We start from the raw sequence: 23,002 nt of genomic DNA on the forward strand, positions 1-23,002 counted from the left end.
TTATGACAATATTACGAGATCAATATTTTCCCGGGACAATTTATTCAATAATGTATTGAATGTATCAGTTGCGAGAATGATTTTTATCAGATTGATATGTGGTTTACCGATACATACTGTCGTGATCATACGTTCTTCACATTCTTGAATAATGGCTTTTGTGGCGTTCTTGGCTTTCACTTTAATAATTTCGGCCCCTAGCTCAGTGGCCAGTTTAAAGTTATTGATGAGATGCCGCTGTTTGTCCAGGGCGATCCGGCCTACACTTTCTTTGGGAACCTGTACATACATAACATACCATTTGCTGTTATAATAGTTGGCCAGCCGTGCGGTTTTCCGGATGACATTTTTGGCCGTTTGTTCGTTTGAACTGATACAGGCCAGAAAACGTTCTTTTCGCACATTTCGGCTGAGCACAACTTCCGTTTCTACCTTTCTCTGTACCTGCGAGGCTACTTCCTTTAACGCGAGTTCCCGCAGCTGCAGAATATGTTCACTTTTGAAAAAATTGTTGAGGGCAGAAGCTACTTTTGAGCGTTCATAAATTTTTCCCTCTTTCAGTCTGTTGATGAGTTCCTCTGCCGTCAAGTCTATATTGACCACTTCATCGGCCTGTGCAACCACGCTGTCGGGAATACGTTCCTGCACGTCAATACCCGTGATCGCCCGGACCTCATCATTGAGGCTCTCAATATGTTGGATATTGACCGCGCTGATCACATTGATACCAGCATCAAGGATATCCATGACATCCTGCCACCTTTTTTCGTTTTTGCTACCTTCTATATTTGTATGTGCCAGTTCATCGACAATAACCACCTCCGGGCTGAGATTTAAAATGGCCTGTACATCCATCTCCTCAAGCTCCTTGCCTTTGTAAAACAAAGTCCGTCTCGGGATAAAGGGCAGACCTGCCAACAATGCATGGGTCTCGATACGCTGGTGTGTTTCGATATAGCCGACCTTGACATCGATACCACTCTGTAAAAGCGCATGTGCTTCCTGAAGCATACGGAAGGTCTTACCCACTCCGGCACTCATCCCGATATAAAGCTTGAATTTACCTCTTCGGGATTTCTGAATCAGAGTTAAAAAATGTTCCGCACTTTTTCTTTCATCCATAGCATGTGATAACTTTTATAAACTTACAAATTCCCCTTAAACAAATTGTCAAGGGGAATTATTAATCGATCCGCTCTATTTAGTCAAAATACCCCTTAAACAGTACTCGATAGGTTACGCCTAGCGCCTTTTATTTGCTAGAGGCCCTGTCCAGGGCAATGTTGAGTTTTAACACATTGATTTTTTGAGGGCCAAAAATTCCCCATAAAGGACCTTCGGTATTGTCTTCGATCAATTGATTTATTTTCTGTTCTTCGAGCCCCCGCACAGCTGCTATACGTTTGACCTGAACTTTGGCTGCCTGCACAGAAAAATTTGGATCTAATCCACTTCCACTTGCTGTAATCAGATCGACAGGAATTTCGGACTTTTTGATACCGGGGTTGTGCACTAAAAAGGTATCAATACGTGCCTGCACCTGGCTGAGGTATTCTTCGTTGGAAGGACCTTTATTGCTGCCTCCCGAACCGGCCGCATTGTAATTTACAGCGGAAGGCCTCGACCAGAAATATTTGTCGGCGGTAAATGCCTGACCAATATTCGCGTAGTATTTTTTACCATCATATGCAACTATTTTTCCCTTCCCAGCGTTGGAGGAAAATTGGGCCAGCCCCCAGACCGTTAATGGATAGATAACTGTAAAGAACAGAATCAGGATGATGGTCAGCTTTATTGCTGGCAGAATGTGTTTTTTCATTTTATTTCTGTTTTTATGGCGATAAAATCGGGGGGAACAAGTTCCTCCGGATCCAGTGCCTTTGATTTATGGATTAAAAGAATATAGCAACGAGCATGTCGATTACCTTGATACCTAAGAAAGGAACGGCAACTCCACCTAATCCAAATATGAATAGATTTCGGCGCAGCAAAGCACTTGCTCCGATCGGTTTATAGGCGACACCTTTGAGCGCCAGCGGAATCAGCATCGGAATAATGATGGCATTGAAAATAACGGCTGACAGAATAGCGCTTTCGGGGCTGTGCAATTTCATGATATTGAGCCCCTGTAATGCTGGGATAGCACTGATAAAAAGAGCCGGAATAATCGCAAAATATTTAGCAACGTCATTGGCGATACTAAAGGTGGTTAATGTCCCCCTGGTCATTAATAATTGCTTGCCGATTTCGACCACCTCGATCAATTTTGTTGGATCATTGTCCAGATCCACCATATTTCCCGCTTCTTTTGCCGCCTGAGTACCTGAATTCATGGCCACACCCACATCGGCCTGAGCCAAAGCCGGAGCATCATTTGTTCCGTCTCCCATCATGGCCACCAAACGCCCTTCGGATTGCTCTTTTTTGATATAATTCATTTTATCTTCCGGTTTGGCCTCAGCGATAAAATCATCTACACCAGCTTTATCGGCAATAAACTTGGCAGTCAATGGATTATCGCCAGTGACCATCACTGTTTTGATCCCCATTTTGCGAAGACGTTCAAACCGTTCATGGATACCGGGTTTGATGATGTCCTGCAGTTCGATTACACCGAGTGCAATCTCATTTTCAGAAACCACCAAGGGTGTTCCTCCATTTTGGGAGATGGCCTTAACGCTTTCTTCGACCTCTTCCGGAAATCTGTTGCCCGCTCCTGTAACAAGATTTTTAATCGCATCAGTGGCTCCTTTTCGGATACGTACGTTGTCATAGTCTACACCTGAACTTCGTGTTTCTGCCGTAAACTTGATGAATTCGGGATTTTTTATTTCATAACTCATCGGGTTGATACCGGCCAGTTCAATAATAGATTTACCCTCTGGCGTTTCGTCAGCCATGGAGCTCAGTACTGCAGCTTTTATTAATTGTTGCTCATCAATCCCCTGTGCTGGATGAAACTGGGTAGCCTTCCGGTTACCGATGGTTATTGTCCCGGTTTTATCCAACAACAATACATCTATATCGCCTGCGGTTTCCACGGCTTTACCACTTTTGGTAATGACATTAGCACGTAGGGCTCGGTCCATTCCAGCGATACCTATTGCTGAAAGCAGTCCGCCAATGGTGGTCGGGATGAGGCAGACAAATAAGGAGATAAAGGATGCGATGGTGATACCGACATTTGCATGATCTGCAAATGGTTTTAATGTTACGCAGACGATAATGAATACCAATGTAAAACCGGCCAGTAAGATGGTCAATGCGATTTCATTCGGGGTCTTTTGTCTTGAAGCACCTTCGACTAGCGCAATCATTTTATCGAGAAAACTCTCACCGGGCTGTGTGGTGACCTGTACGACTATTTTATCGGAAAGGACCTTTGTACCTCCGGTCACGGAGCTTTTGTCACCTCCTGCCTCCCGAATGACGGGAGCAGATTCGCCGGTGATGGCACTTTCATCAATTGTTGCAAGTCCTTCCATGATTTCGCCGTCTGAGGGGATAATATCGCCGGCTTCGCAGACAAAAATATCACCTTTTTTTAACTGGGCAGAAGAGATGGTCTGGCCATTTTTAAGTTTGGCCGGAGTTTCTTCTCTTGTTTTGCGCAGGCTATCCGCCTGCGCTTTGCCCCTTGCTTCGGCAATAGCCTCGGCAAAATTGGCGAACAACAGTGTCAGCAATAATATAACGAATACGACGAAATTATAAGCAAAACTTCCCTGTCCTTGTGCCCCAGCCAAGGTCCATAAACTGACGATGAGCATGACCAGGGTTCCGATCCATACGGTAAACATTACCGGATTGCGGAACATTGTTTTCGGGTTTAGTTTCACAAAAGACTGTTTCAGTGCTTCCTGTACCATGTCTTTTTGAAACAGTGATGTGTTTTTATTCATTTCTAATGTCTTTAATCAATATTTAATAAAGTGAAAAGTACTCTGCAATAGGGCCCAAAGCCAATGCTGGGAAAAAAGATAATGCAGCTACTATGGCGATCACGGCAAATACCATAAGCCCGAAAGTTGCGGTATCTGTTTTCAATGTTCCATCTCCTTCAGGAATATATTTCTTTTCTGCCAGCAGACCTGCTATGGCCACTGGACCAATGATCGGCAGGAAGCGGGACAGTATGAGCACAAAACCGGTACTGATATTCCACCATAGGCTATTGTCTCCTAAACCTTCAAAGCCACTACCATTATTTGCTGCCGATGAAGTGTATTCATAAAGCATTTCACTAAAGCCATGAAATCCGGGATTGTTGAGCGTAGCGCCCGTATATTGCGGAACTGCTGCTGCAAGTGCTGTTCCCACAAGTATGAGAAAGGGATGTAACAGCGCAATGATCATGGCAATTTTCATTTCTCTGGCTTCTACTTTTTTTCCTAAAAATTCGGGTGTTCGGCCAACCATTAGTCCACTGATGAATACAGCGAGGATGATGAAGATAAAGAAGTTCAATATACCGACCCCACAGCCTCCGTAGAAGGCATTTATCATCATGGCCAGCAATTCGTTCATACCTGATAGGGGCATGGTACTGTCGTGCATGGCATTAATCGAACCGGTCGAAATCACTGTGGTCACGATGCTCCAAAAACCGGATGCGGGTGCTCCAAAACGGATTTCTTTTCCTTCCATGGCTCCGAGCGTATGATCAACTCCCATTGCTGCGATTGCAGGGTTACCTTTTGTTTCCATCATAATATTAGGGATGACAAGCAAAAGGAAACCGGCGGTCATGACGCCAAATATCATCCATGAGAGCTTACGCCGCTTGATAAAAATCCCGAGCGCGAAGATCATGGCTATGGGGATGATCATCTGTGCGACCATTTCGACCATGTTGGACAGATAGGAAGGATTTTCAAAAGGGTGGACGGAGTTTGCACCAAAAAAACCACCTCCGTTTGTTCCGATATGTTTGATCGCTACAAAGGCAGCCGCAGGGCCCCTTGACACAGCTACTGTATCACCTTGCAATGTTGTCAGGGTGTCTTTTCCTTCGAAGGTCATCGGCGTTCCCTCAAAAGCAAGGATAATGGCCACCACCAAGGAAAGGGGAAGCAAAATACGTGTACATGATTTTACAAAATAGTTGTAAAAATTTCCCAATGTATTTGCTGTACGATCGCGGAATGCCCTGAAGACAAGCACAGCGGCGGCCATACCAATACCTGCACTTACAAATTGTAGGAACATCAGCCAATATTGTCCCAGGTAACTGAGTCCGGTCTCACCAGAATAGTGTTGCAGGTTACAGTTAACGACAAATGAAATGACGGTGTTGAATGCGAGGTCTGCAGACATACTCGGATTATTATCGGGGTTCAGGGGTAGGCTACCCTGTGTCATTAGAATGAGCATGCCCAGCAAAAACCAGATCATATTGATACTGACCATCGCTACCATCTGTTGTTTCCAGTTCATTTCCGTCTGTGGATTGATACCGCTGACTTTATAAAAGATCCGTTCCAGGGGACTAAATATCGGATCAAGCAGTGTTTTTTCACCGCCATAGACTTTTGCAATGTATTTGCCCAAGGGTATTGCAAGCAATACTGTTAAGACGAACATTACGATTATTCCTAAAATTTCTGTATTCATTTCTGTTGATTATTACTTAATGTCTCTAAAAACCGTCTGATGAAATCCTCCTGCTTCTATAGGTTGGAATGTCTTTCATCGACTCTAGTGATTTAAAATTTCTCGGGTTTTAGCAGTACGTAGCAGATGTAAATAAATACACCAATAGCTACCACAAATAGTGCTGTCATATAAAAGATTGTTGAGTGATATAGTTGTTGTCCTGTAACAGATAAATCTGTTTAAGATTTTTAGGAATCTGCTGATACATATAGATCCATTGTTCGGAGGTGCATCTTCTTTTCATTCCCCGGAAGGAACGTACAAAGAGATTTTCAATGATGTTGCGTACCTGTTCATTTCCTCTTCTGTAAAGCCATCCCATATATTTTAACCGGCTGCCGATTTTTTCGGCCTGACCATTGGAAAGCAAATAATTGATATGATTTACAATGGCCTGAAAAATTCCAGCAAAATTTCTTCGGGCCGATAGATCGTTGATTTCTTCTTTTATTTCACCATAATGATCGGCAAGATATTGACTTGCCGACTGTTCATTTATTTTATTCATTGCGATCAGATTTTATCAAAAAAGTCTATTGATTTGATGAATAGGCCAAAGCAGGCTAGGCCGGCCAGTGTTAATATGCATGTTACCATTTTCCTATGTATTAGATTGTACTAAAGTGTTTTATCAATGCACCGAAAATCAATACCACCGTTGTTGCAAAGAACAATAGGTGATAGGGCTTTAACCATTTTGGAAACGATCGTGTCTCTTGTTCCTGTTGCGATTTAAAAGCTGTCTTGCTCATGTTTATTTATTTTATATCCGATATGCCAAAATGTATTCCAATAGCATTTTTTTTATTGTAATTGATTGATTTTAAGTGTTTTTATTATTTTATTTATGTAGCTAGGAATCAAATAACCTCTCATTTTGATAAGGTGGATTATCAAAATGAGAGGTTCCCGTTTTTATCAAATGTGGAGCTGAACAGCACCGAATACAAGTTTGGGCTGCTGCCGGGGGGCGGCTCGGACCTCGAGTTAGTAAATTTGCTCCTTCAATGATGAAAAGTGGAGGGGATATTTTGAATGTAGGGTCTGTACTGATCGGTGACAAGCTAAAAAGAGCCAAGAAAGGCCATTGGATCTGCTTGGAAATTATTAAGAAGAATTGTGGCGGCGGCTATTTTTCGTGTGAATCTGCTGGACATGCAAAAAGCCATGCTGTTTAACATGGCTTTTTGCATTACTTGTCAAGCTAGATTTACGCTGAAAGTTCTTTTAGGTAATATTTTTTTCTGATCCAGAATGCCAGATTGACCAGAGCGATCAGTGCGGGTACCTCAACCAATGGCCCGATCACCCCGACAAAAGCCTGCCCACTATTGATGCCAAATACACCTATTGCAACTGCGATAGCCAGCTCAAAATTATTGCCTGCTGCAGTAAAAGCGATGGCCGTACTTTGTGTATAGTCTGCACCTACACGTTTGCCGGCGAAAAAACTGACAATAAACATCAATGCAAAGTAGATAATCAAAGGAACTGCTATACGGAATACATCCATAGGCAATTGCAGGATCATTTCACCCTTGAGGCTGAACATCACCGTAATCGTAAAGAGCAGCGCTATCAAAGTCAGCGGAGAGATCAACGGTACAAAACGGTTCTGAAACCAGTTTTCACCCTTTAAAGCGATTAGCCCATACCTGCTCAAGATTCCGGCAAGAAAAGGAATACCCAGATAAATGGCGACACTTTTTGCGATCTCGGCAATGGAAATATTGACCGAAAGTCCCTTCACACCAAAAAGAGGCGGCAATACGGTAATAAAAACATAGGCATAAACACTATAGAGTAGGACCTGAAAAATACTGTTCAGTGCAATTAACCCAGCCGCATATTCTCTGTTGCCGTCTGCGAGTTCATTCCATACCACCACCATTGCAATGCAGCGGGCAAGTCCGATCAAGATCAGTCCAGTCATATATTCTGGGTATCCGTTCAGAAATAAAAGCGCCAGTACAAACATTAAAACCGGTCCTATGATCCAGTTTAGGACCAAGGAAGTGCCGAGAACCTTTAAATTTCGGAAAACCCTTCCAATCTGTTCATACCGCACCTTGGCCAATGGTGGATACATCATGAGAATCAACCCTATAGCAAGTGGTATATTTGTTGTACCGCTGTTGTAGCTATTGATCCAGATTGCAGAAGCGGGAAAGAAATTGCCGAAAGAAATACCAAGAACCATGGCCAGAAAAATCCATAAGGTGAGGTAGCGATCCAGAAATTTTAGTTTCGATTGCATGGACTATTTTTTAATATGTGAAAAAACATAAAACATCTCGGCTGCGATTTCTAAACTACGTTCTTTATATACCCTAGTCTGTTCGGGGGTGCCATCTGTAATCTTGGGGTCTTCAAAAGCAAGTGGTATTCTTTTTTCGGCACCAGAAATAAAAGGACATTCGCCATCAGCCTGGGAGCAGGTCATCACGGCTGCAAACGCAGAGGCTGGATTGAACGGGCTATCGTATTTTTTTGAAAAACCGATAAGCGGCGGGATATTGTCGCCATATTTGATCGCATAGATGGGATTAGCTGTATCTGCTATTTTAAAAATATCAAATCCCTGTGCAGCCAGTGTCTCGGTTACCTTGGGGAATAGAGCTGTCTCTTCTGTGCCTCCTGAATAACAATTCACTGCTGGAATATTGTGAAAGTATGCAGCCACTTGAGCCCAAATCTGAGCGAAATGGCTTCTTCGGGAATTGTGTGTACAGATAAAATTGAGGTTCACTACCTGACCGCGGTCTACCTTATCCTGAATAAATTGAATCAGTGGAACCAATAGCTTCTTACGTTCTTCAGTTAAATCCCATTCATTGGTAATCGCGTTGAATATTTCTTTTATTTTCTGATACATCGTATTGGGCATTAAACGATTAGCAGCATCCAGAACCTGGGGTGCAGCAAGAGGATCCGTTAACTGGCAATGTGGACAGATTGATCTTTGGTTTTTGGGATGGTATTCCACAGGCATCCTGTGCGAGGCAAGCTGTGGTCTTGTTTTTCAATACAAAGGTTTTACCATTGAAATCCAGATCATATTTGCCGATTGTATTGCTTTGATATTCTACTTCTATTTCCCCATCTTCTATGCCCAATTTCTCTTCGGATAAATTAATGATATGTAATAGCTTGCCCGGTTTTAGTCGGTGTTCATAGTCATCTGCATTCCAGAGCTGAAAGTTGACGACCTTCTCGTGTCGGATGACCCCACCGCAGTCAATGAAACTTTTTGAGATCTGACCTACCTCAGTGACATGGAAGTGCTCGGGAACAAATGTGCCATTCTCCAATTGAAACTCAACACGATCCAGTGTTGCTAAAATTTCTTTGATTTCTGATAATTTCATAAAAAACTGATTTTTATTATTTATATGTAACTATATATTGCAATATTACGATTGATGTGTGTAAAAAAAACTACTTACAGCAACTCGATATGTTTACATCCTGATTGAAAAATGCATTAAACTCCTGTTGCATTTGTTTCCAGACCATTTCATTAATGCAGTAACAGACGGATTTGCCTTCAATTGTCCCCTGGATGATCCCGGTATTTTTTAGTTCCTTGAGGTGTTGGGAAATGGTCGCCTGTGCAAGACCCAATTCATCAACCAGATCATTGCAAATACATGCTTTTTTGTCTATGATATATTGAAGAATGGCTATACGTGCAGGGTGTCCTAAGACTTTAAATGCTACAGCAAGCTTATTCTGTTCATCAGCGAAAATTTCTGTCTTTGTAAGTCCCATATTGAGGTAATATTATATTGCAATATTACGATGATAATTTTGAATATCCAAATACTAATGTAAAATTTTCAATCAGACATGATATACAGGTAACTGTATGGGAACCTAAATAGGGAGGGATCATCGATGAACTAAATCATGCTGTTGGAAAGTTTTCAAATGTCCCGGTGACAACACATGCATTGTTATCCTTTCCAAAGCTAGCAGAACGTATTGTAAAAATCTGTTCAGAAAAATAAAAAGTGTGAACGAATTGGCCCGTACATGCCTTGCAAGGGCATTGCTGGGATCGGTAGGGAGCCGGAACATTCGATAGTTTGTAAGCTGTCTTTTTTTGGCAAAAATTTTGTTAAGGTAATGCGGATTACGAAGTCAAAGGGGGCGTATGCGCCATAAGATCACACAGCAGCCAAGGTCAGTATCAAATTGATCTTGCGGTAGAGATGCCATATAACTAAAGAAAACTAAATTAGCCTGCAACAAGACATGAGACCGATTTTATTTATCATATTCCTGCTCTTCATCGGACGTTCGGAAGCGCAGGTCCAGGAGATCCCGGATCGTATCAAATCTACTTTTACTGGAACCTGGGGATATAAGACCAGGTTCCAAACCAATACTGTCGTCATTTGGTTTGAACCTGGTAAAGATTATGCCAGTTTTAAAGATATCGGCAGCGGAGAAGCTCCACCACGAACTTTTCAGGCGCAGGTGAAAGGAATGGTATTGTTTATTCCGGCCAAGCAGGGGATTAATGACGAGATAGAACTGGAGGTCGTCAAAGGGAAGTTGAATTTAAGGGCGAGATACATTACTTGGGATAACGATGGAAATATTTTGCAAAAAGGAAATGTAGAGACAACATTTTTTAAACGTATTCCCGACCAGTATTAGGGATCCCCGTGTAAACTAAATTTAATAGATAATATGTCAAGAATAATCGTCTTTTTTGCGCTAACTCTTTTCTCGTGCCAGGGACAGTCGGACAGACAGGCACAACCGAAGGTAGATACTGTTGGGGCTACAGCTGTTGGTACAGAAAATGAGACTATTTCTTGTGAGCAGCTGATTGCACAGCTGGTGAAGTCGAGCAATGCGATCGCGTTTAATCAATTTAGCGATTCGCTTGTCCAAGCCCGGGTAGCATACCTAAAACCGGACAAGCTGACCATCAAATTGTATGTGATCAACGACATATCGGAAACAGCCGCAGAAAAAAGACTGGTGGAACGTGCTGTTGGCTGGCTGGAATTTTATCAGAAAACCGGACAGCTCTTAGATATAACCAACGATCCTGATCATCCCGTCAACTTACGGTACGACAAGGGGATAGTCCAAGGACATAATCTTTTTACATTATGTAGGGCTTCAACTATCCATGACAGACCGGGCAGCGGATATGCATTAAGAGATGTTATGCTGGAAAAAGATATCAAGTTTAACGGTAAGTTGGATAGGTTTTTTATGCGCAGTGAATTTGATCAGGTTTTCGGCCGGCCCGATAGTATCCACCTGTTGAAAGATGAAGCCCCCTGTATCACTCTTTTTGATACCGAAGCGCCAGATGATAAATACCTGTACAAAAGTGGTTCACGCTTTGAAACCAGTGGGGATAGTGTCGCTATAGAAGACTTCTGGTTTCTGAATGGAAATTTTATCAGCTACCATGGGATTCGTATCGATGCCAATACAACCCTTGAAGATATACAACAGCTTTTCCCTACAGCTGTGAATGAACGACAGGGGATGGATAAAGCCGGAAGATTGTGGGTAATCAGACTGCGGGAGGACAATGAAGGAATTGTGGATGGTCATATCAGATTGTACTTTAAAGATGGTAAAGCACAATCTATACACTGGTGGTCTCCCTGCTAGCGAGCGCAGAAAAGAACAGATCAGAAGGTTAAGCCCAATCTCTCGGACCGATCCAAAAAAATGATAAAGCCAAGCCCAAAAGTAATCACAATGCTATGCGGACATGTGAGAGGAGAAAGCGAAAATTACTGGAACAGGTACCATTTTTGCTATTCGCGCGTTTTTATAAGCTTTTTATTTTCCTTGTCAAATACATATTCAATCCACTTCTCATCAGCATCAGTAAGGGCCCAAAAAAGACCGTTCGTTCCCCATTGTGCTTTAAGCTCTAAAAATCTAGGTTCGATAATCCAGTTTCCATCCAAGCCAATCAGACCGTACAGTTCGGATTTTTTATCCTGGGCGATTGCACAGGAGCATGCTTCGTAAAAGTCTTCAGGTCTTGAGGGGGATTGGTCTGCAGAATTTCGTTCGTACACTTGTTTGACTTCTTTGGCATTGTCCCAAAATAGGATGGATGCTTTTTTGAAATCAGCGACGAAATATTGGGTCAGAAATAACGAATCGGTGAGTCCCGCAAGCTCGGCATTCAGTTTTTTTGATGAAAACTGCTGATGGACTTCCGTAGCGGTAATTTCGCCTTTGTCCAAAAGAACTTTAACCTGCTCCATGTTTGCGATAAGCATGCGTAAGTCTTCTTTTTTATAAGCACTGCGTTGTTCGTTTGATACCGTTGTTAATAAGCGTCCCTTTTCATCCATTGCCAAAATTTTTACGAGATGCCGCATGGGCCCAGCAGTTTTAATGCGAACATATCCATCACTACAGTGTATCACTTCAATGCGACCCGCCGAGGTCTCTATACGTTGTCCCACCTGGGTAATTTCATAGTTCACCTCTTTGTTTAGATGGGTTTCCATGCTATAGTCGAAACTCTTGATAGGCTTTGTGCCCGGGAGAATTAGGGTCTGGTCGCCAAACTCCGCTGACACGATTTTATCAATAACTTTAATTTCTTGGTCCTGGATTGTTCCATCCATAAAGTAGATTTTTTTCAACTTAAATATCGCCTGATCAATATTATTGATAAAATCCATTGTAAAAGGATAATCACTGTCTAATGTATAGGCAATATTAAATCTGTCGAACTTTAATTTAATATAGGTGTTTGGATAGATATATTCCGTTATGGGCGGATATCCTCGGCGAAAATGATAGCTTTCGTCAAATTTGGTCTTATTTTCTTTTTTATAGGGTTGATCGTTGAAGGCAGCCTGCATTTCTTTGAAATCTGTGGCAACATTTTTATCGTTATTCAAAAGATACTCAAGCAAAGCAAGGTTATCGTCCAGCATATCCTGACAATCCTGCTTGGATTGTCCATTGGAACAGCTGTTGTTGGTGATCAACAAAATGGTGAAAACAATCTTAAATATTTTGCTCATATATTTGTTAAAATGTTCTTACAGTTTATCCTTCAGAAACAGGCGACTATCAATTCCAATTGGATAGTCCCATTGATTACTAAATTATTCATTAAATAAAACAGAAAATAAACCTATTTACAATCCGTGTAAGATCTTTTATGATCCGGAGAAAAGTTGTGCCGATTTTTTTTAAGATCGCAATAGCTTTGCATTTGGTCAATGGATAGTAGCGGTACGTCAAAATGTTTGCTGCTTCAGGGAATCAAGGTGTTCCTTTGCAGAAAAAACATGAAGAAACAAGTTTTATGTGCAATGCTGTTCAGCAGCTTAGCGACGCTGACGGCGCAAGCCCAAAATGCAGTATCCGGACAGGTTGTTGTCGATTACGTCCCCCTGTCAAACTATATCCGACCGGAAGACAGTGTAAAGACTGGGTCTAAAAGTGATTTCAAGAGGATACAATTCAATCTTGAAATACCTTTATCGACCAAAGTGGATTCCTTGGGCAATATCAAACGCTGGTCATGGAAAATGGGGGCTGCCTACGCAAAGATGCAAAACCGTGATTATGAACAGCAGCTTTTTCCAACTGAAATGTTGAATGCCGAAATCGGACTGCAATACTTGACTTCTTTAAAGAAAAACTGGTCGCTACTGACATTTGCTTCGGTCGGCATCTATTCTGATCTGGTCAAAGTAAACGGTAAGGATGTACTGGGACAGGGGGGAGCTCTTTTTATCAAACGGTTTAAACCGAATCTGGCCTTCGGATTTGGACCAGTATTGAGCAATAGTTTCGGTGTACCTATGATCCTGCCGGGACTATATTTTGACTGGAAGACCAATGGAAAGGTCAAATTCAATGTAAACTTCCCACAAGGTCTTGCCGCTGCTTATCAGGTCAACAAGTTCATGGATCTCCGTGCGGTAGTCAATCTGGATGGGATGACGGCCGAACGGGAGAAGAACGGCAAGTCCACACTCGGTGGATTTATGTTGTTGACGGCTGGTCTTCAACCTCAATTTAACCTCGGTAAGAACCTTAAATTGCAACTAACGGGGGGAAGCACACTCGCAAGGATGTATGTTGAAAATGACCGATCGTTAAAGAGCTTCTTCAAGGATAAGAAACAGGCCGACCCACGCTTTTCACCGACCTTCTACACCTCAGTAGCATTTAAATGGAATATGCCCTACTAGCGGCTCAGGAGCTTCTTAAAAACCACGTTTTGAAGAAGCTCCTCTCTTTTTGTACGAGATATGGGCAATTCTTGCGCTGCAATATATACTCTTCCGCCCGAGATCATATCGATGTGATTGACGTTGACCAGATAGGATTTGTGGATACGAAAAAAATGGCTATCCGGTAAAGCGACTTCCAGCGCCAGCATGGTCTGGTGAATGGTAAGAATCCGTTCTTTAAAATGTAGCTTGGTATAATTTTGCATGCTTTCAGCGTAGAGCAGATCAGTCCAGGAGATTTTGACGAAAGCGTCCCCCTGCCGGACAAAAAGCATGGTATCGTTGGTACTGGGTTCCTGTGTCGATTTATTACGCTGTACAAATTGCTGAAAGGCTTTGGTTGCCGCCTGGAAAAAGCGCGGAAATACAATCGGTTTTAGCAGATAATCCACGGCCTGGAGACGGAATCCTTCCAGGGCATACTCCGAATAAGCTGTAATGAAGATGCATAAGGGGGGATTTTCAAGTGATTCCAAAAAATCGATGCCATTAAGATAGGGCATATTGATATCCAAAAATATAAGGTCAATATCGCCTTGTTGCAATCTGGAGGTTGCCGCCAGTGCTGACGGAAAAGTTGCGACGAGCTCCAAAAAATCGACCTGTTCGGTCATCTCGGCAATATTCTGCCGTAATAGGGGTTCATCGTCTACGATGATACATTTCATCTTTGTCTGTTCCATACTTGTTTAGCAGTTAAGATTGATTGTCAGGTCGACGCAGAAGCTGTCGTCTTGCTTGTCAATGGTTAACGTGTACTGATTTTCATACTGTAGCTCAAGCCTCTTTTTGACATTTTCCAGCCCAATGCCAGAGTGTCTTGTTGAAGCCGGGAGGGGATAAGTCTGATAACTATTTCTGATATAAAACTGAAAATAGCCGTCTTTCTCAGCGCAATTGACGCTGATTTTGCCTTTTTGATCCGGAAGCCGATCCACATGTTTGAAGGCATTTTCAACAAAACAGATGAGCATCAGCGGTGCAATATGCAGATCTTCTGTTGACTGCGACCAGCTGCAGTCAACCTCCAGCTCGTCTCCCCAACGCATCTGTTCAATCGTGATAAAATTCTGTAAATATTGCAGTTCACGGCTCAGCAATACAAACGATTGGTTGCATTCATAGAGCTGGTAGCGTAGGATATCTGAGAATTTTAACAGTAAAAAATCGGCCATGTCCACATTTTTTTTCATCAGGATATGGATATGGTTCAATACATTGAACATAAAGTGCGGATTGACCTGATCCTGTAAGATTTTGAGCTGGCTTTCCAGAAAGTTTTGTTGCAACTGGCTATGGTCCTGCTGTATATTGGCATGTTCCTGATAAAACCGGATACCACAGGCAGTACCATTGATCAGAACGGAAGAGGGAATAGCTTTATAGCTCTGTACAAACAAAAGCGTGGCCCGATCTTCCTCTGACAGAACTTGGCTATGGAGAATAAAGTAGGCATCTATTGCGCCGATCAGAACGGCCAAAATAAGCACAAAAAAGATAGCTTTGAAAACAAAGGGCTTCATTTTCTGTGTCTTAATGGCTTTTGGTAAGATACTGTCGCTCAGAAGTTGCGAGATGCTGATGGAACAGATCATGACCGATGAACTATGGATCAGCGCGTTGATGGTGTCCATATCCTGCTTCACCTGTATCCAGACGGCAAACCAGAGGACAAGCCAGAAGAGTGTGAGAAAGAGGTGCCGATGGACGTAGTTTTTTTTGAGCAACATGGAACAAAAATAATCAAATATATAACAAAACCTTTGAAAGCAAATACGGGATTGCCTTCAAAGGTGTTTTGTGTTAAGGGTTGTATTAGAATATAAAGTAACCTACGCCAATGGAAAAGGCCTGTGGTTTGGATTTAAAAGATTTGGATAAGTCCGAAAACCCACGTTCGTAGCGGACATCGATACTGAATTTTTGGATATCGATCCCAAGACCACCTGTAAACTGTACATTCGACTTGTCGAAATGTTTGACTCCCTCTTTGATGGCCTTTAAAGGTGATAAGTTGTCATTCAGTGTATAATTATACACCGCTCCGGCAAATACCCGAAAGTTCATGTCCTGTTGTTGGTAGATTTTATAACCGACCATCACTGGAATATCAATTGCATTCCATTTGAGTTTGGTTTCGGTTTGCCCCTGTGGTTTAATTGCTGCCTTACGTTTACTGAAAAGTGCTTCTCCTTGAAGGTATGCCCTTCCGAGATTCACCCGGGCCATACCACCCACATGGAGCCCCAGCGCATATTTGTCGTCCAGGTCTGCCAGATCGGTGTTGAGTTTGTTGATGCTGCTTCCACCTTTGATACCGATCTGAATAAGGGGTTGCTCCTGTGCAAATACCATTTTGCTTAACATCATTGCGAAGAGTACAACGCATGATAAAATTGCTTTTCTGTTCATTTTTATTGTTTTGATATGCACAAAAAAACGAAGGCCGACGCTGATACAGAAAAGTCTTTGACGAACGGTATACTCGCAGTGACGAAAGTAAAAATGAAGAGGAGCCATGGTGTTAACGACTATTTCAATGATGTAGGATATCTTTTGACATAAAATAGATTCATTAAATAAAGCAACTATGTTGCATTTGTTAAATAGTATTATTAGTTTTGTTCAAGACAATGTCGAGATGAGCACGCGGTTGGAGATTAGCGTGAGTCGACACCCAAAGAGGAGAATAGATCGAAAATTTAAATTTAAATAGCAATCAAGATGAGAAAAAAATTACCTGTAACGGTTTTGAGTGGCTTTTTAGGGGCAGGAAAAACATCATTATTGAATCATATTCTACACAATAAAAACGGTAAGAAAGTTGCCGTTATTGTCAATGATATGAGTGAAGTAAATATCGATGTGCAGGCTGTAGAACGGGAAAATGTATTGTCGCGAACAGAGGAAAGGCTGGTGGAAATGAGTAATGGGTGTATTTGTTGTACGCTACGGGAGGATCTTATGGTCGAAGTTGAACGTTTGGCGAAGGAAGATCGCTTTGATTACCTCCTGATCGAAAGTACAGGAATTTCGGAGCCAATTCCAGTAGCGCAGACATTCAGTTACATGGATGCTAACAACAATATTGATCTATCCGCATTTAGTTATATTGATACAATGGTTACCGTAGTCGATTGTTTGAATTTTGGGAAGGACTTCGGCAGTGCTGAGACTTTGTGGGATAGGGAATTGACGGACGATGATCGTGACAACCGGGCTATTGTCAATCTTTTGACAGATCAGGTCGAATTTGCCAATGTTATCATACTCAATAAAGTGGATCTCGTTGCCGAAGAGACAATAGGTACGCTTGAGGCCGCTATTGCTAAGCTTAATCCGGGAGCAAAGTTGATCCGTACACAATTTGGGCAGGTAAACCCGGAAGCGATTATGGGTACTGGTGCATTTAACTTTGAGGAGGCCTCAGCTTCTGCTGGCTGGATACGTGAGCTCGATACGGAGCATACTCCAGAGACAGAAGAATATGGGATATCTTCGTTCGTTTTCCGGTCACAACGCCCTTTCCATCCACAGCGTTTGCACGCTTATTTAAATGAACAATATCCACCAAATATCATCAGGGCAAAGGGACTTCTCTGGTTGGCCTCCCGTCCGGATGTTGCGATTAGCTTTAGTCAGGCGGGGGGAAGTGTGCGGATGGAAAGCGCTGGGGTCTGGTGGAGCAGTATGCCTGAATCGACTCGCAAGCAGTATCCGATGTATGCGGAAGTGAAGGACGATTTGTTGATGCGCTGGCACAGTGAATGGGGGGACCGGAAGAATGAACTGGTTTTTATTGGACAGCATTTGAACAAGGAGCAATATTTGGATGAATTGGAATCTTGCCTATTGACGGAGGAGGAAAGCGATGATTGGCGCTTTACCTGGTGGAAAGACGAGTTTCCTAAGAATCTTTAAACAAATCCTTAGCGATTGCCGTACGATCGGCAAGATTATTCCTATTGTTTTTCGGTCAAGTATTTCCAATATCGCTTGGGAACATGTCGCAAGTGAAGTTTTAAATTCTTCCGGGATTCGATCGTTGCGCTTTTAAAATAGGTTTTCCAGAGATGCTGGAATTCTTTTTCCTTTGGGTCCAGATCTATTTCCAAACGTTGGGGGGTATGAAGTTCATTTTCAGCACAGCTAGCTACTTCTTCTACATGGTGGCAATCATAATAAAATCCATAATTTCGTCGGATATCATAGATCAGCCACTGTTGGTCAGTAAAGCGGTTCTTAAAAAAATCAATGACCAAAGGCAGGACATTAAAATCGGGTTCCACAATAGCTGTATACAGACCGGTATCGGATTTAACAAAGCGTATAAAGGCTTTCATCCGGTGTCTTTCGCGGCTCACTTTCTTTATCATCTGATGCATACGCAACAGATCAGGTCGCCCGTAGTTCTGCATATCCATTTTTCCGGATTTGAAAAGCTCGACGATCAGACGGAATCCGTTGGCCCATTCGGATGGACTGTCGCTTAGAAAATTGTGGTAAAAGATCTTGGCATTTTGTAATCCTATTCGCTTATTCATCGCGGTCAGAATACGGATGGCTTTACGTTTATCTGTATAGATCTGACGTTTCTGTGAAAAGATATTGATTTCCAGCTGCTGTGAAGTTGTTGGAATAGCGTCAAATTCTTTTCGTTCAAAGGCCTCGAAAACGCAGCATAAATAGCCCTGGTAACTCCCGTCGAAAATATAGTTCATCAAAATAATGTTAACTGGGTTTGAATGCTGTTTGATTTGGTGCCGGGCTGATGTCCCAGAAGAGATTTCCGAATCTGTTCCGGATAATGGAACCCGGCACCGATGACAGTATCTAGGCAAATCATGAAGTATTTTGCTCTATTAAATGCGATCCCCAGCTTACGCAATTGGTATTCCTTTAATTTTCCGTATTGACGTGCCTGCACGATTTTGTTTGCGGACTGTCTACCAATTCCGGGAATTCGAATAATTGAACTGTAATCCGCTGTATTGATATCGATCGGAAAAAACTGCGGATTACGTAAAGCCCAAGCGAGCTTGGGGTCTATATCCAGTTCAAGCTGTTGATGTTTGGTATTTAGGATTTCATGCAGGGAGAATCCGTAGAACCGCAATAACCAGTCTGTTTGATAAAGTCTATTTTCACGCACAAGCGGCGGAGTGGTACCGATTTGTGGAAGCATGCTATCGGTGGCGTTTATGGGAATGTAACCTGAATAGTAAACGCGCTTGAGCTTATAATCTTTATAGAATTCATGCGCGGTCTGCATAATCTGTAGGTCGGTCTCCGGCGTGGCTCCAATGACCATCTGTGTACTTTGGCCTGCGGGGACAAAGAGCGGTAATTTTTTAACAATCTTTTTATGCTGCTGAACGTTAAGGATTTCATTTTTGATAATCGCCAAAGGTTCGCGTACGGATTGATGGTCTTTTTCCGGCGCAACAAGTTTTAAGCCTTCCTCCGTAGGGATCTCCAGATTGACACTCATCCTATCAACATATAGGCCAGCCTGCTTCAATAGCGACTCGCTGGCTCCGGGAATAGCTTTTAAATGAATATAGCCATTAAATCTTTCTTCGGTGCGCAGTTTTTTTACGACGAGCATCAACCTTTCCATGGTATAATCCGCGGATTTAAAAATACCGGAACTTAGAAATAGGCCTTCGATATAATTACGGCGATAAAAGTTCATCGTTAGATCAACGACTTCCTTCACTGAAAATGCCGCTCGTTGAACATCATTGCTACGTCTGCTGACACAAAACGAACAATCATAAATACAATAGTTGGTCATTAAAATTTTTAGCAAAGAGACACATCGACCATCCTCTGTATAGGTATGGCAAATCCCACTCGTTGATGCATCACCAATGCCATTCGTATTTTTTCGTTTTCCGCCACTGGAACTACAGCTGACATCATATTTTGCTGCATCAGCTAAGATCTTCAACTTATCATCAAATCCTATCATGATCAATATCTTAGTAAACGCTGTAAATTTACTATTTTTTTTAGTAAATAGTATTAAAAATAATCCTGTTTGACCGAAAACTATTTTTAACCATGTATGTTTCTATCCATAAGTGTAGCAATATGAAAAGAACATATTTTTTAATTGTAATTCTGGCCAATATGCTGTTCTCGGTCATGGCCCAAGAAAAAAAGAAAGTAAATGGCTGTGGTATGGCATCTACATATGCAGAAATGGCTTTTGCCAGTTTCAAAAAAGCATACAAAGCTGAATCGCAGGATGATGCAAAATCTTTGTTGAAGGAAGCGCTGGCAAAGGCGAAAGAAGCTGCAGCCTATACAATCGTCCCGGACTGTAACTGTCAGAATGCCAAAAATTATGCATTGAATGCTGTTACATTTGGCAGTAAGGCGCTAAAATCCAAAGACTTAGATGGTCTGAAAAAATGGGCTAAACAAGCTATGGATATGTCATTGGATGTATTGACCGCCATACCGAATTGCCAGTAGCTATTTGATGTCAAAATACGAAGATATTAGCTTGTTGGATTAGACTGTTGGATTGTTTGTCCGCATGACTCCTCGTTATTGAGGATCAGCTGCTGTGTTGGCAAAGCGAGTTCAATGTTTTCTTTTTGAAGTGTATCGCTAATAGCGACCATGATATCACTTTTGATCTGACCCGTATCTCGGTTTGTCCTGACCCAGAAAAAGAATTCTGTTGCGACAGATTGGGCGGATACGGAGGTAAACTGTACAATAGGTGCTGGGATGCTAAGGATCTGCTCATTCTTTTCCGTAATTGCAAGGAGCAAGCTTTTTACTTTGTCTAGATCGGTCCCATATTTGACTTCGATACGACTGCTTAGCCGCTTGCGGGCGGATCCCTGACTCCAGTTGATGATGCGTGAACTAAGCAAGTCGCCATTGGGCATAATTAAGTTTGCTCCCTCGGGAGTTACGATGACACTACTCCGAAATCCAATGGATTTAACACGACCGGATTGTCCACCGACCTCAATCGTGTCATCTACATTGACCGGTTTTTCAAAGGCGATAATTAAACCACTGACCAAATTATTGACAAGTGTCTGTAGACCAAAACCTATGCCTACGCCCAATGCTCCAATGATCAGGGTGATCTGCTGAATGGGGATACCTGCAGCAGCAAAAGCAAGAAAAAAGCCGGAAAAAATAATTGCGATGCGGATTAACAATAGCCAGCTTCCAAGATGGAACTGAGATCCGTCGCGTTCGGCATGGTGGGGTTGAGGACCAGAAGCAAAAAAGGAAACAATCTTGGAAAGTATGGTTGAACAGGCCATGATCAGGACAAAAACCACGATGTTGATGACTGTAAAATTATAACTGCCCACTTTGTGGGTGTTGTAGAAAAAATCGTGTATGGGGTCTGCCAATAACCTAAATTCGTAGAAATTGCGTCCAAATAACACAAACCAGCCTATAATAAGAATGAGATAGAAAAATAAAGGCGCCCGTTTGCCGACACGGTCGTAGTTGACATAAAAGAGCCTTCTTTCTTGCTTTTTATAGACCAGGGAAGCATAGGTGAGACCTTCATTAACCAGACGCAGAACCCATAAAAAAATAATAGTCACCACGACGTTCAATAGACCCGCGATCAGTAGTACTTTGGCAATATTAAAGCTGCCGGTAAGGTTGAGTCCCAAGGACAATAGTTCCATGATTACCATCAATCCGATTGGGAACAGTATCCAGCGCTCACGTAGTTCGGTATGACGGTATCTGTTTAATAACGAAAATAGTCCTAGTGAAAAAGCCGATAAGGCAATGAATACCATACACCATCGTTCTGCTCGCGAGGCCTGCAGCAGCATATTATCGACAGCGGCTAAGAAATATAGCGCCAATAAGCTCAGCCAGATCGTCATCCAATAACTGGAAATATGTTTGCGGAGTATAATGCTGATGAGTATGGCCTGAGTAATAATAAAGATTGTTGAAAATACAAAAGGTGGATTGATAAACAGAAACTGTACAACACTTAGCGCAATGACAGTTCCCGAAACGAGGGGCTGAGCTAATAGCATAATGGATTCAGAAAGCATATGCCCCTGATCTTTTAAACTATTTTTCAATGCGGATAGATAATAAACAGTCAATACCACTGAAGCAATTAATAATAAAAGCCTTCCCCAATTTCCCTTTAGATAGTAGGTGAGCGCCAGTTTTGCCTTGATGACAGACAGATGGATTATCTCCTCTATTGGTCGGTTGTAAATGCTATCTTCCCAAAGCGGGGCAAATTCCTTGTTAAATGTTTTTTCAGCAATCTGTTGCTGATAATACCGTATCTCCTGGGTATCATTTTCCAAAGCCATGAGTTCGAGATTCAGCTCATTTTGAAGCGTCTGGATAATACTGATGTTTTTTGTAAGCTGCTTGCTCACTGGTGATATCTCTTTAGACAACACATGTAACCTTCCCATGTATTGACTCAGTTGCAGAGAATCTTCCGAAATAATAAAGAGGGACTTATCTGTTGTGAGGGAATCTATTTGTAAACGATAATTGATCAATTGCTCCTGATACCTGTCTACTCGCTTTTTGTAGGTCGATACTTCGGTGGTGAGTGTATTTAGAATATTAAAGGTGGTTGTTAAATTTCTGGAAGAATGGGCGGAACCCTGATTGTTAAATACACCATCTTTTGATAGTTGATGCCAACGAATGATCTCCTTTAATTCCGTACGGACTGTTGCGGTATCAAATCCTTTCTTTAAAAAAGCTCCTGCATGTCTAGATACTGTTTTTATCTGTTCGAAAACCTGATTTCGCCTTATTGATGCACGGTCCTGTTCCAAGTCGATGACACTCTGTTTGGCCGACCTGCTAAAAAAGTCCTGCATCCGGGATACATAATCATCTTTTGTGGAGTCACTGCTTATGGCGTTGATTTGCGCTGTCGCTGCAGCAAGTTTTTGCGACAACCCAAGGTGAAAGAAGATAATCAACAACAGGTAGTAGCAGGCATATTTTCTTTTCATAATTACAAATTGGGATCCGATCATTATAAAAATAGAAAAAAAAACGCACATTTGATTCAATCAGCAGGGAAAGAATAGGCTTGTATCCGA

At 42.1% G+C, this 23,002-nt stretch carries 24 protein-coding genes; 7 read left to right on the top strand and 17 right to left on the bottom strand.

The window, feature by feature from the left end:
* The 6 genes from ABDW32_RS09495 to ABDW32_RS09520 form a co-directional block, all read right to left on the bottom strand.
* Positions 1-1,122, bottom strand: coding sequence for a sensor protein KdpD (locus ABDW32_RS09495; protein WP_343561737.1), 1,122 nt, complete (start codon positions 1,120-1,122; stop codon positions 1-3).
* Positions 1,123-1,252: 130 nt separating this feature from the next.
* Positions 1,253-1,819: a K(+)-transporting ATPase subunit C gene (locus ABDW32_RS09500; RefSeq protein WP_343561739.1), complete on the bottom strand. Its 567-nt coding sequence runs from the start codon at positions 1,817-1,819 to the stop codon at positions 1,253-1,255.
* A gap of 73 nt (positions 1,820-1,892) precedes the next feature.
* A complete protein-coding gene (gene kdpB, locus ABDW32_RS09505; protein WP_343561741.1) occupies positions 1,893-3,902 on the bottom strand; it encodes a potassium-transporting ATPase subunit KdpB in 2,010 nt (669 codons plus the stop codon).
* A 22-nt stretch (positions 3,903-3,924) separates the two neighbouring features.
* Complete coding sequence (kdpA, locus tag ABDW32_RS09510) at positions 3,925-5,613, bottom strand: potassium-transporting ATPase subunit KdpA (RefSeq protein ID WP_343561743.1); 1,689 nt, start codon at positions 5,611-5,613, stop codon at positions 3,925-3,927.
* A 166-nt stretch (positions 5,614-5,779) separates the two neighbouring features.
* On the bottom strand, positions 5,780-6,163 hold the full coding sequence (locus ABDW32_RS09515; protein ID WP_343561746.1) for a hypothetical protein: 384 nt from the start codon (positions 6,161-6,163) through the stop codon (positions 5,780-5,782).
* A gap of 100 nt (positions 6,164-6,263) precedes the next feature.
* On the bottom strand, positions 6,264-6,407 hold the full coding sequence (locus tag ABDW32_RS09520; RefSeq protein ID WP_343561748.1) for a hypothetical protein: 144 nt from the start codon (positions 6,405-6,407) through the stop codon (positions 6,264-6,266).
* Positions 6,408-6,662: 255 nt separating this feature from the next.
* Here ABDW32_RS09520 and ABDW32_RS09525 point away from each other — a divergent pair, with 255 nt between their 5' ends.
* Positions 6,663-6,833 carry a hypothetical protein gene (locus ABDW32_RS09525; protein WP_343561750.1) on the top strand — a complete coding sequence of 57 codons (171 nt, stop codon included), beginning with the start codon at positions 6,663-6,665 and terminating at the stop codon, positions 6,831-6,833.
* 32 nt (positions 6,834-6,865) lie between these two features.
* Here the strand turns inward: ABDW32_RS09525 and arsB are convergent, their stop codons facing one another.
* The 4 genes from arsB to ABDW32_RS09545 form a co-directional block, all read right to left on the bottom strand.
* Positions 6,866-7,912, bottom strand: a complete 1,047-nt coding sequence (gene arsB / locus ABDW32_RS09530; protein ID WP_343561751.1) for an ACR3 family arsenite efflux transporter — start codon at positions 7,910-7,912, stop codon at positions 6,866-6,868.
* A 3-nt stretch (positions 7,913-7,915) separates the two neighbouring features.
* Positions 7,916-8,530, bottom strand: coding sequence for a protein-tyrosine-phosphatase (locus ABDW32_RS09535; protein ID WP_343561753.1), 615 nt, complete (start codon positions 8,528-8,530; stop codon positions 7,916-7,918).
* 19 nt (positions 8,531-8,549) lie between these two features.
* Positions 8,550-9,023, bottom strand: a complete 474-nt coding sequence (locus ABDW32_RS09540) for a DUF6428 family protein (protein WP_343561755.1) — start codon at positions 9,021-9,023, stop codon at positions 8,550-8,552.
* 70 nt (positions 9,024-9,093) lie between these two features.
* Positions 9,094-9,426, bottom strand: coding sequence for a metalloregulator ArsR/SmtB family transcription factor (locus tag ABDW32_RS09545; protein WP_077436641.1), 333 nt, complete (start codon positions 9,424-9,426; stop codon positions 9,094-9,096).
* 486 nt (positions 9,427-9,912) lie between these two features.
* Here ABDW32_RS09545 and ABDW32_RS09550 point away from each other — a divergent pair, with 486 nt between their 5' ends.
* Together ABDW32_RS09550 and ABDW32_RS09555 are read left to right on the top strand one after the other, a co-directional pair.
* Positions 9,913-10,320, top strand: a complete 408-nt coding sequence (locus ABDW32_RS09550; RefSeq protein ID WP_343561758.1) for a hypothetical protein — start codon at positions 9,913-9,915, stop codon at positions 10,318-10,320.
* A 33-nt stretch (positions 10,321-10,353) separates the two neighbouring features.
* Positions 10,354-11,301 (top strand): hypothetical protein, encoded by a 948-nt coding sequence (locus ABDW32_RS09555; RefSeq protein WP_343561760.1) that lies wholly within the window; start codon positions 10,354-10,356, stop codon positions 11,299-11,301.
* Between the two features lie 149 nt (positions 11,302-11,450).
* Here ABDW32_RS09555 and ABDW32_RS09560 read toward each other — a convergent pair whose 3' ends face one another.
* A complete protein-coding gene (locus ABDW32_RS09560; RefSeq protein WP_343561762.1) occupies positions 11,451-12,686 on the bottom strand; it encodes a hypothetical protein in 1,236 nt (411 codons plus the stop codon).
* Between the two features lie 270 nt (positions 12,687-12,956).
* Here ABDW32_RS09560 and ABDW32_RS09565 point away from each other — a divergent pair, with 270 nt between their 5' ends.
* The gene (locus ABDW32_RS09565; protein WP_343561764.1) at positions 12,957-13,868 is read left to right on the top strand and encodes a DUF6268 family outer membrane beta-barrel protein; all 912 of its coding nucleotides are present in this window, start codon (positions 12,957-12,959) and stop codon (positions 13,866-13,868) included.
* Here the strand turns inward: ABDW32_RS09565 and ABDW32_RS09570 are convergent.
* The 3 genes from ABDW32_RS09570 to ABDW32_RS09580 all read right to left on the bottom strand — a co-directional run bounded on the left by ABDW32_RS09570 (position 13,865) and on the right by ABDW32_RS09580 (position 16,322).
* Positions 13,865-14,593 (bottom strand): LytTR family DNA-binding domain-containing protein, encoded by a 729-nt coding sequence (locus ABDW32_RS09570; protein WP_343561766.1) that lies wholly within the window; start codon positions 14,591-14,593, stop codon positions 13,865-13,867. The genes ABDW32_RS09565 and ABDW32_RS09570 overlap by 4 nt on opposite strands.
* A 6-nt stretch (positions 14,594-14,599) precedes the next feature.
* Positions 14,600-15,640 (bottom strand): histidine kinase, encoded by a 1,041-nt coding sequence (locus ABDW32_RS09575; protein WP_343561768.1) that lies wholly within the window; start codon positions 15,638-15,640, stop codon positions 14,600-14,602.
* Positions 15,641-15,725: 85 nt separating this feature from the next.
* The gene (locus ABDW32_RS09580; protein ID WP_343561770.1) at positions 15,726-16,322 is read right to left on the bottom strand and encodes a porin family protein; all 597 of its coding nucleotides are present in this window, start codon (positions 16,320-16,322) and stop codon (positions 15,726-15,728) included.
* Positions 16,323-16,337: 15 nt separating this feature from the next.
* Between ABDW32_RS09580 and ABDW32_RS09585 the strand changes: the two genes are divergently transcribed.
* Both ABDW32_RS09585 and ABDW32_RS09590 read left to right on the top strand, forming a co-directional pair.
* Positions 16,338-16,475 (top strand): hypothetical protein, encoded by a 138-nt coding sequence (locus ABDW32_RS09585; protein ID WP_343561772.1) that lies wholly within the window; start codon positions 16,338-16,340, stop codon positions 16,473-16,475.
* A 159-nt stretch (positions 16,476-16,634) separates the two neighbouring features.
* Entirely contained in the window at positions 16,635-17,831 is a 1,197-nt protein-coding gene (locus ABDW32_RS09590) for a GTP-binding protein (RefSeq protein ID WP_343561774.1), read from the top strand.
* 41 nt (positions 17,832-17,872) lie between these two features.
* Here ABDW32_RS09590 and ABDW32_RS09595 read toward each other — a convergent pair whose 3' ends face one another.
* Positions 17,873-18,631, bottom strand: a complete 759-nt coding sequence (locus ABDW32_RS09595; protein ID WP_343561776.1) for a TIGR03915 family putative DNA repair protein — start codon at positions 18,629-18,631, stop codon at positions 17,873-17,875.
* Entirely contained in the window at positions 18,631-19,884 is a 1,254-nt protein-coding gene (locus ABDW32_RS09600; protein ID WP_343561778.1) for a putative DNA modification/repair radical SAM protein, read from the bottom strand. Before ABDW32_RS09600 ends, ABDW32_RS09595 begins: the two co-directional genes overlap by 1 nt.
* A gap of 122 nt (positions 19,885-20,006) precedes the next feature.
* Between ABDW32_RS09600 and ABDW32_RS09605 the strand changes: the two genes are divergently transcribed.
* Positions 20,007-20,393 (top strand): hypothetical protein, encoded by a 387-nt coding sequence (locus tag ABDW32_RS09605; protein ID WP_343561780.1) that lies wholly within the window; start codon positions 20,007-20,009, stop codon positions 20,391-20,393.
* A gap of 26 nt (positions 20,394-20,419) precedes the next feature.
* Here ABDW32_RS09605 and ABDW32_RS09610 read toward each other — a convergent pair whose 3' ends face one another.
* Positions 20,420-22,912 carry a mechanosensitive ion channel domain-containing protein gene (locus ABDW32_RS09610; RefSeq protein WP_343561782.1) on the bottom strand — a complete coding sequence of 831 codons (2,493 nt, stop codon included), beginning with the start codon at positions 22,910-22,912 and terminating at the stop codon, positions 20,420-20,422.
* Positions 22,913-23,002 lie beyond the last annotated feature (90 nt).

The organism is Sphingobacterium sp. (genome assembly GCF_039596235.1).
In the GTDB taxonomy this organism is placed as follows: Bacteria; Bacteroidota; Bacteroidia; order Sphingobacteriales; family Sphingobacteriaceae; genus Sphingobacterium.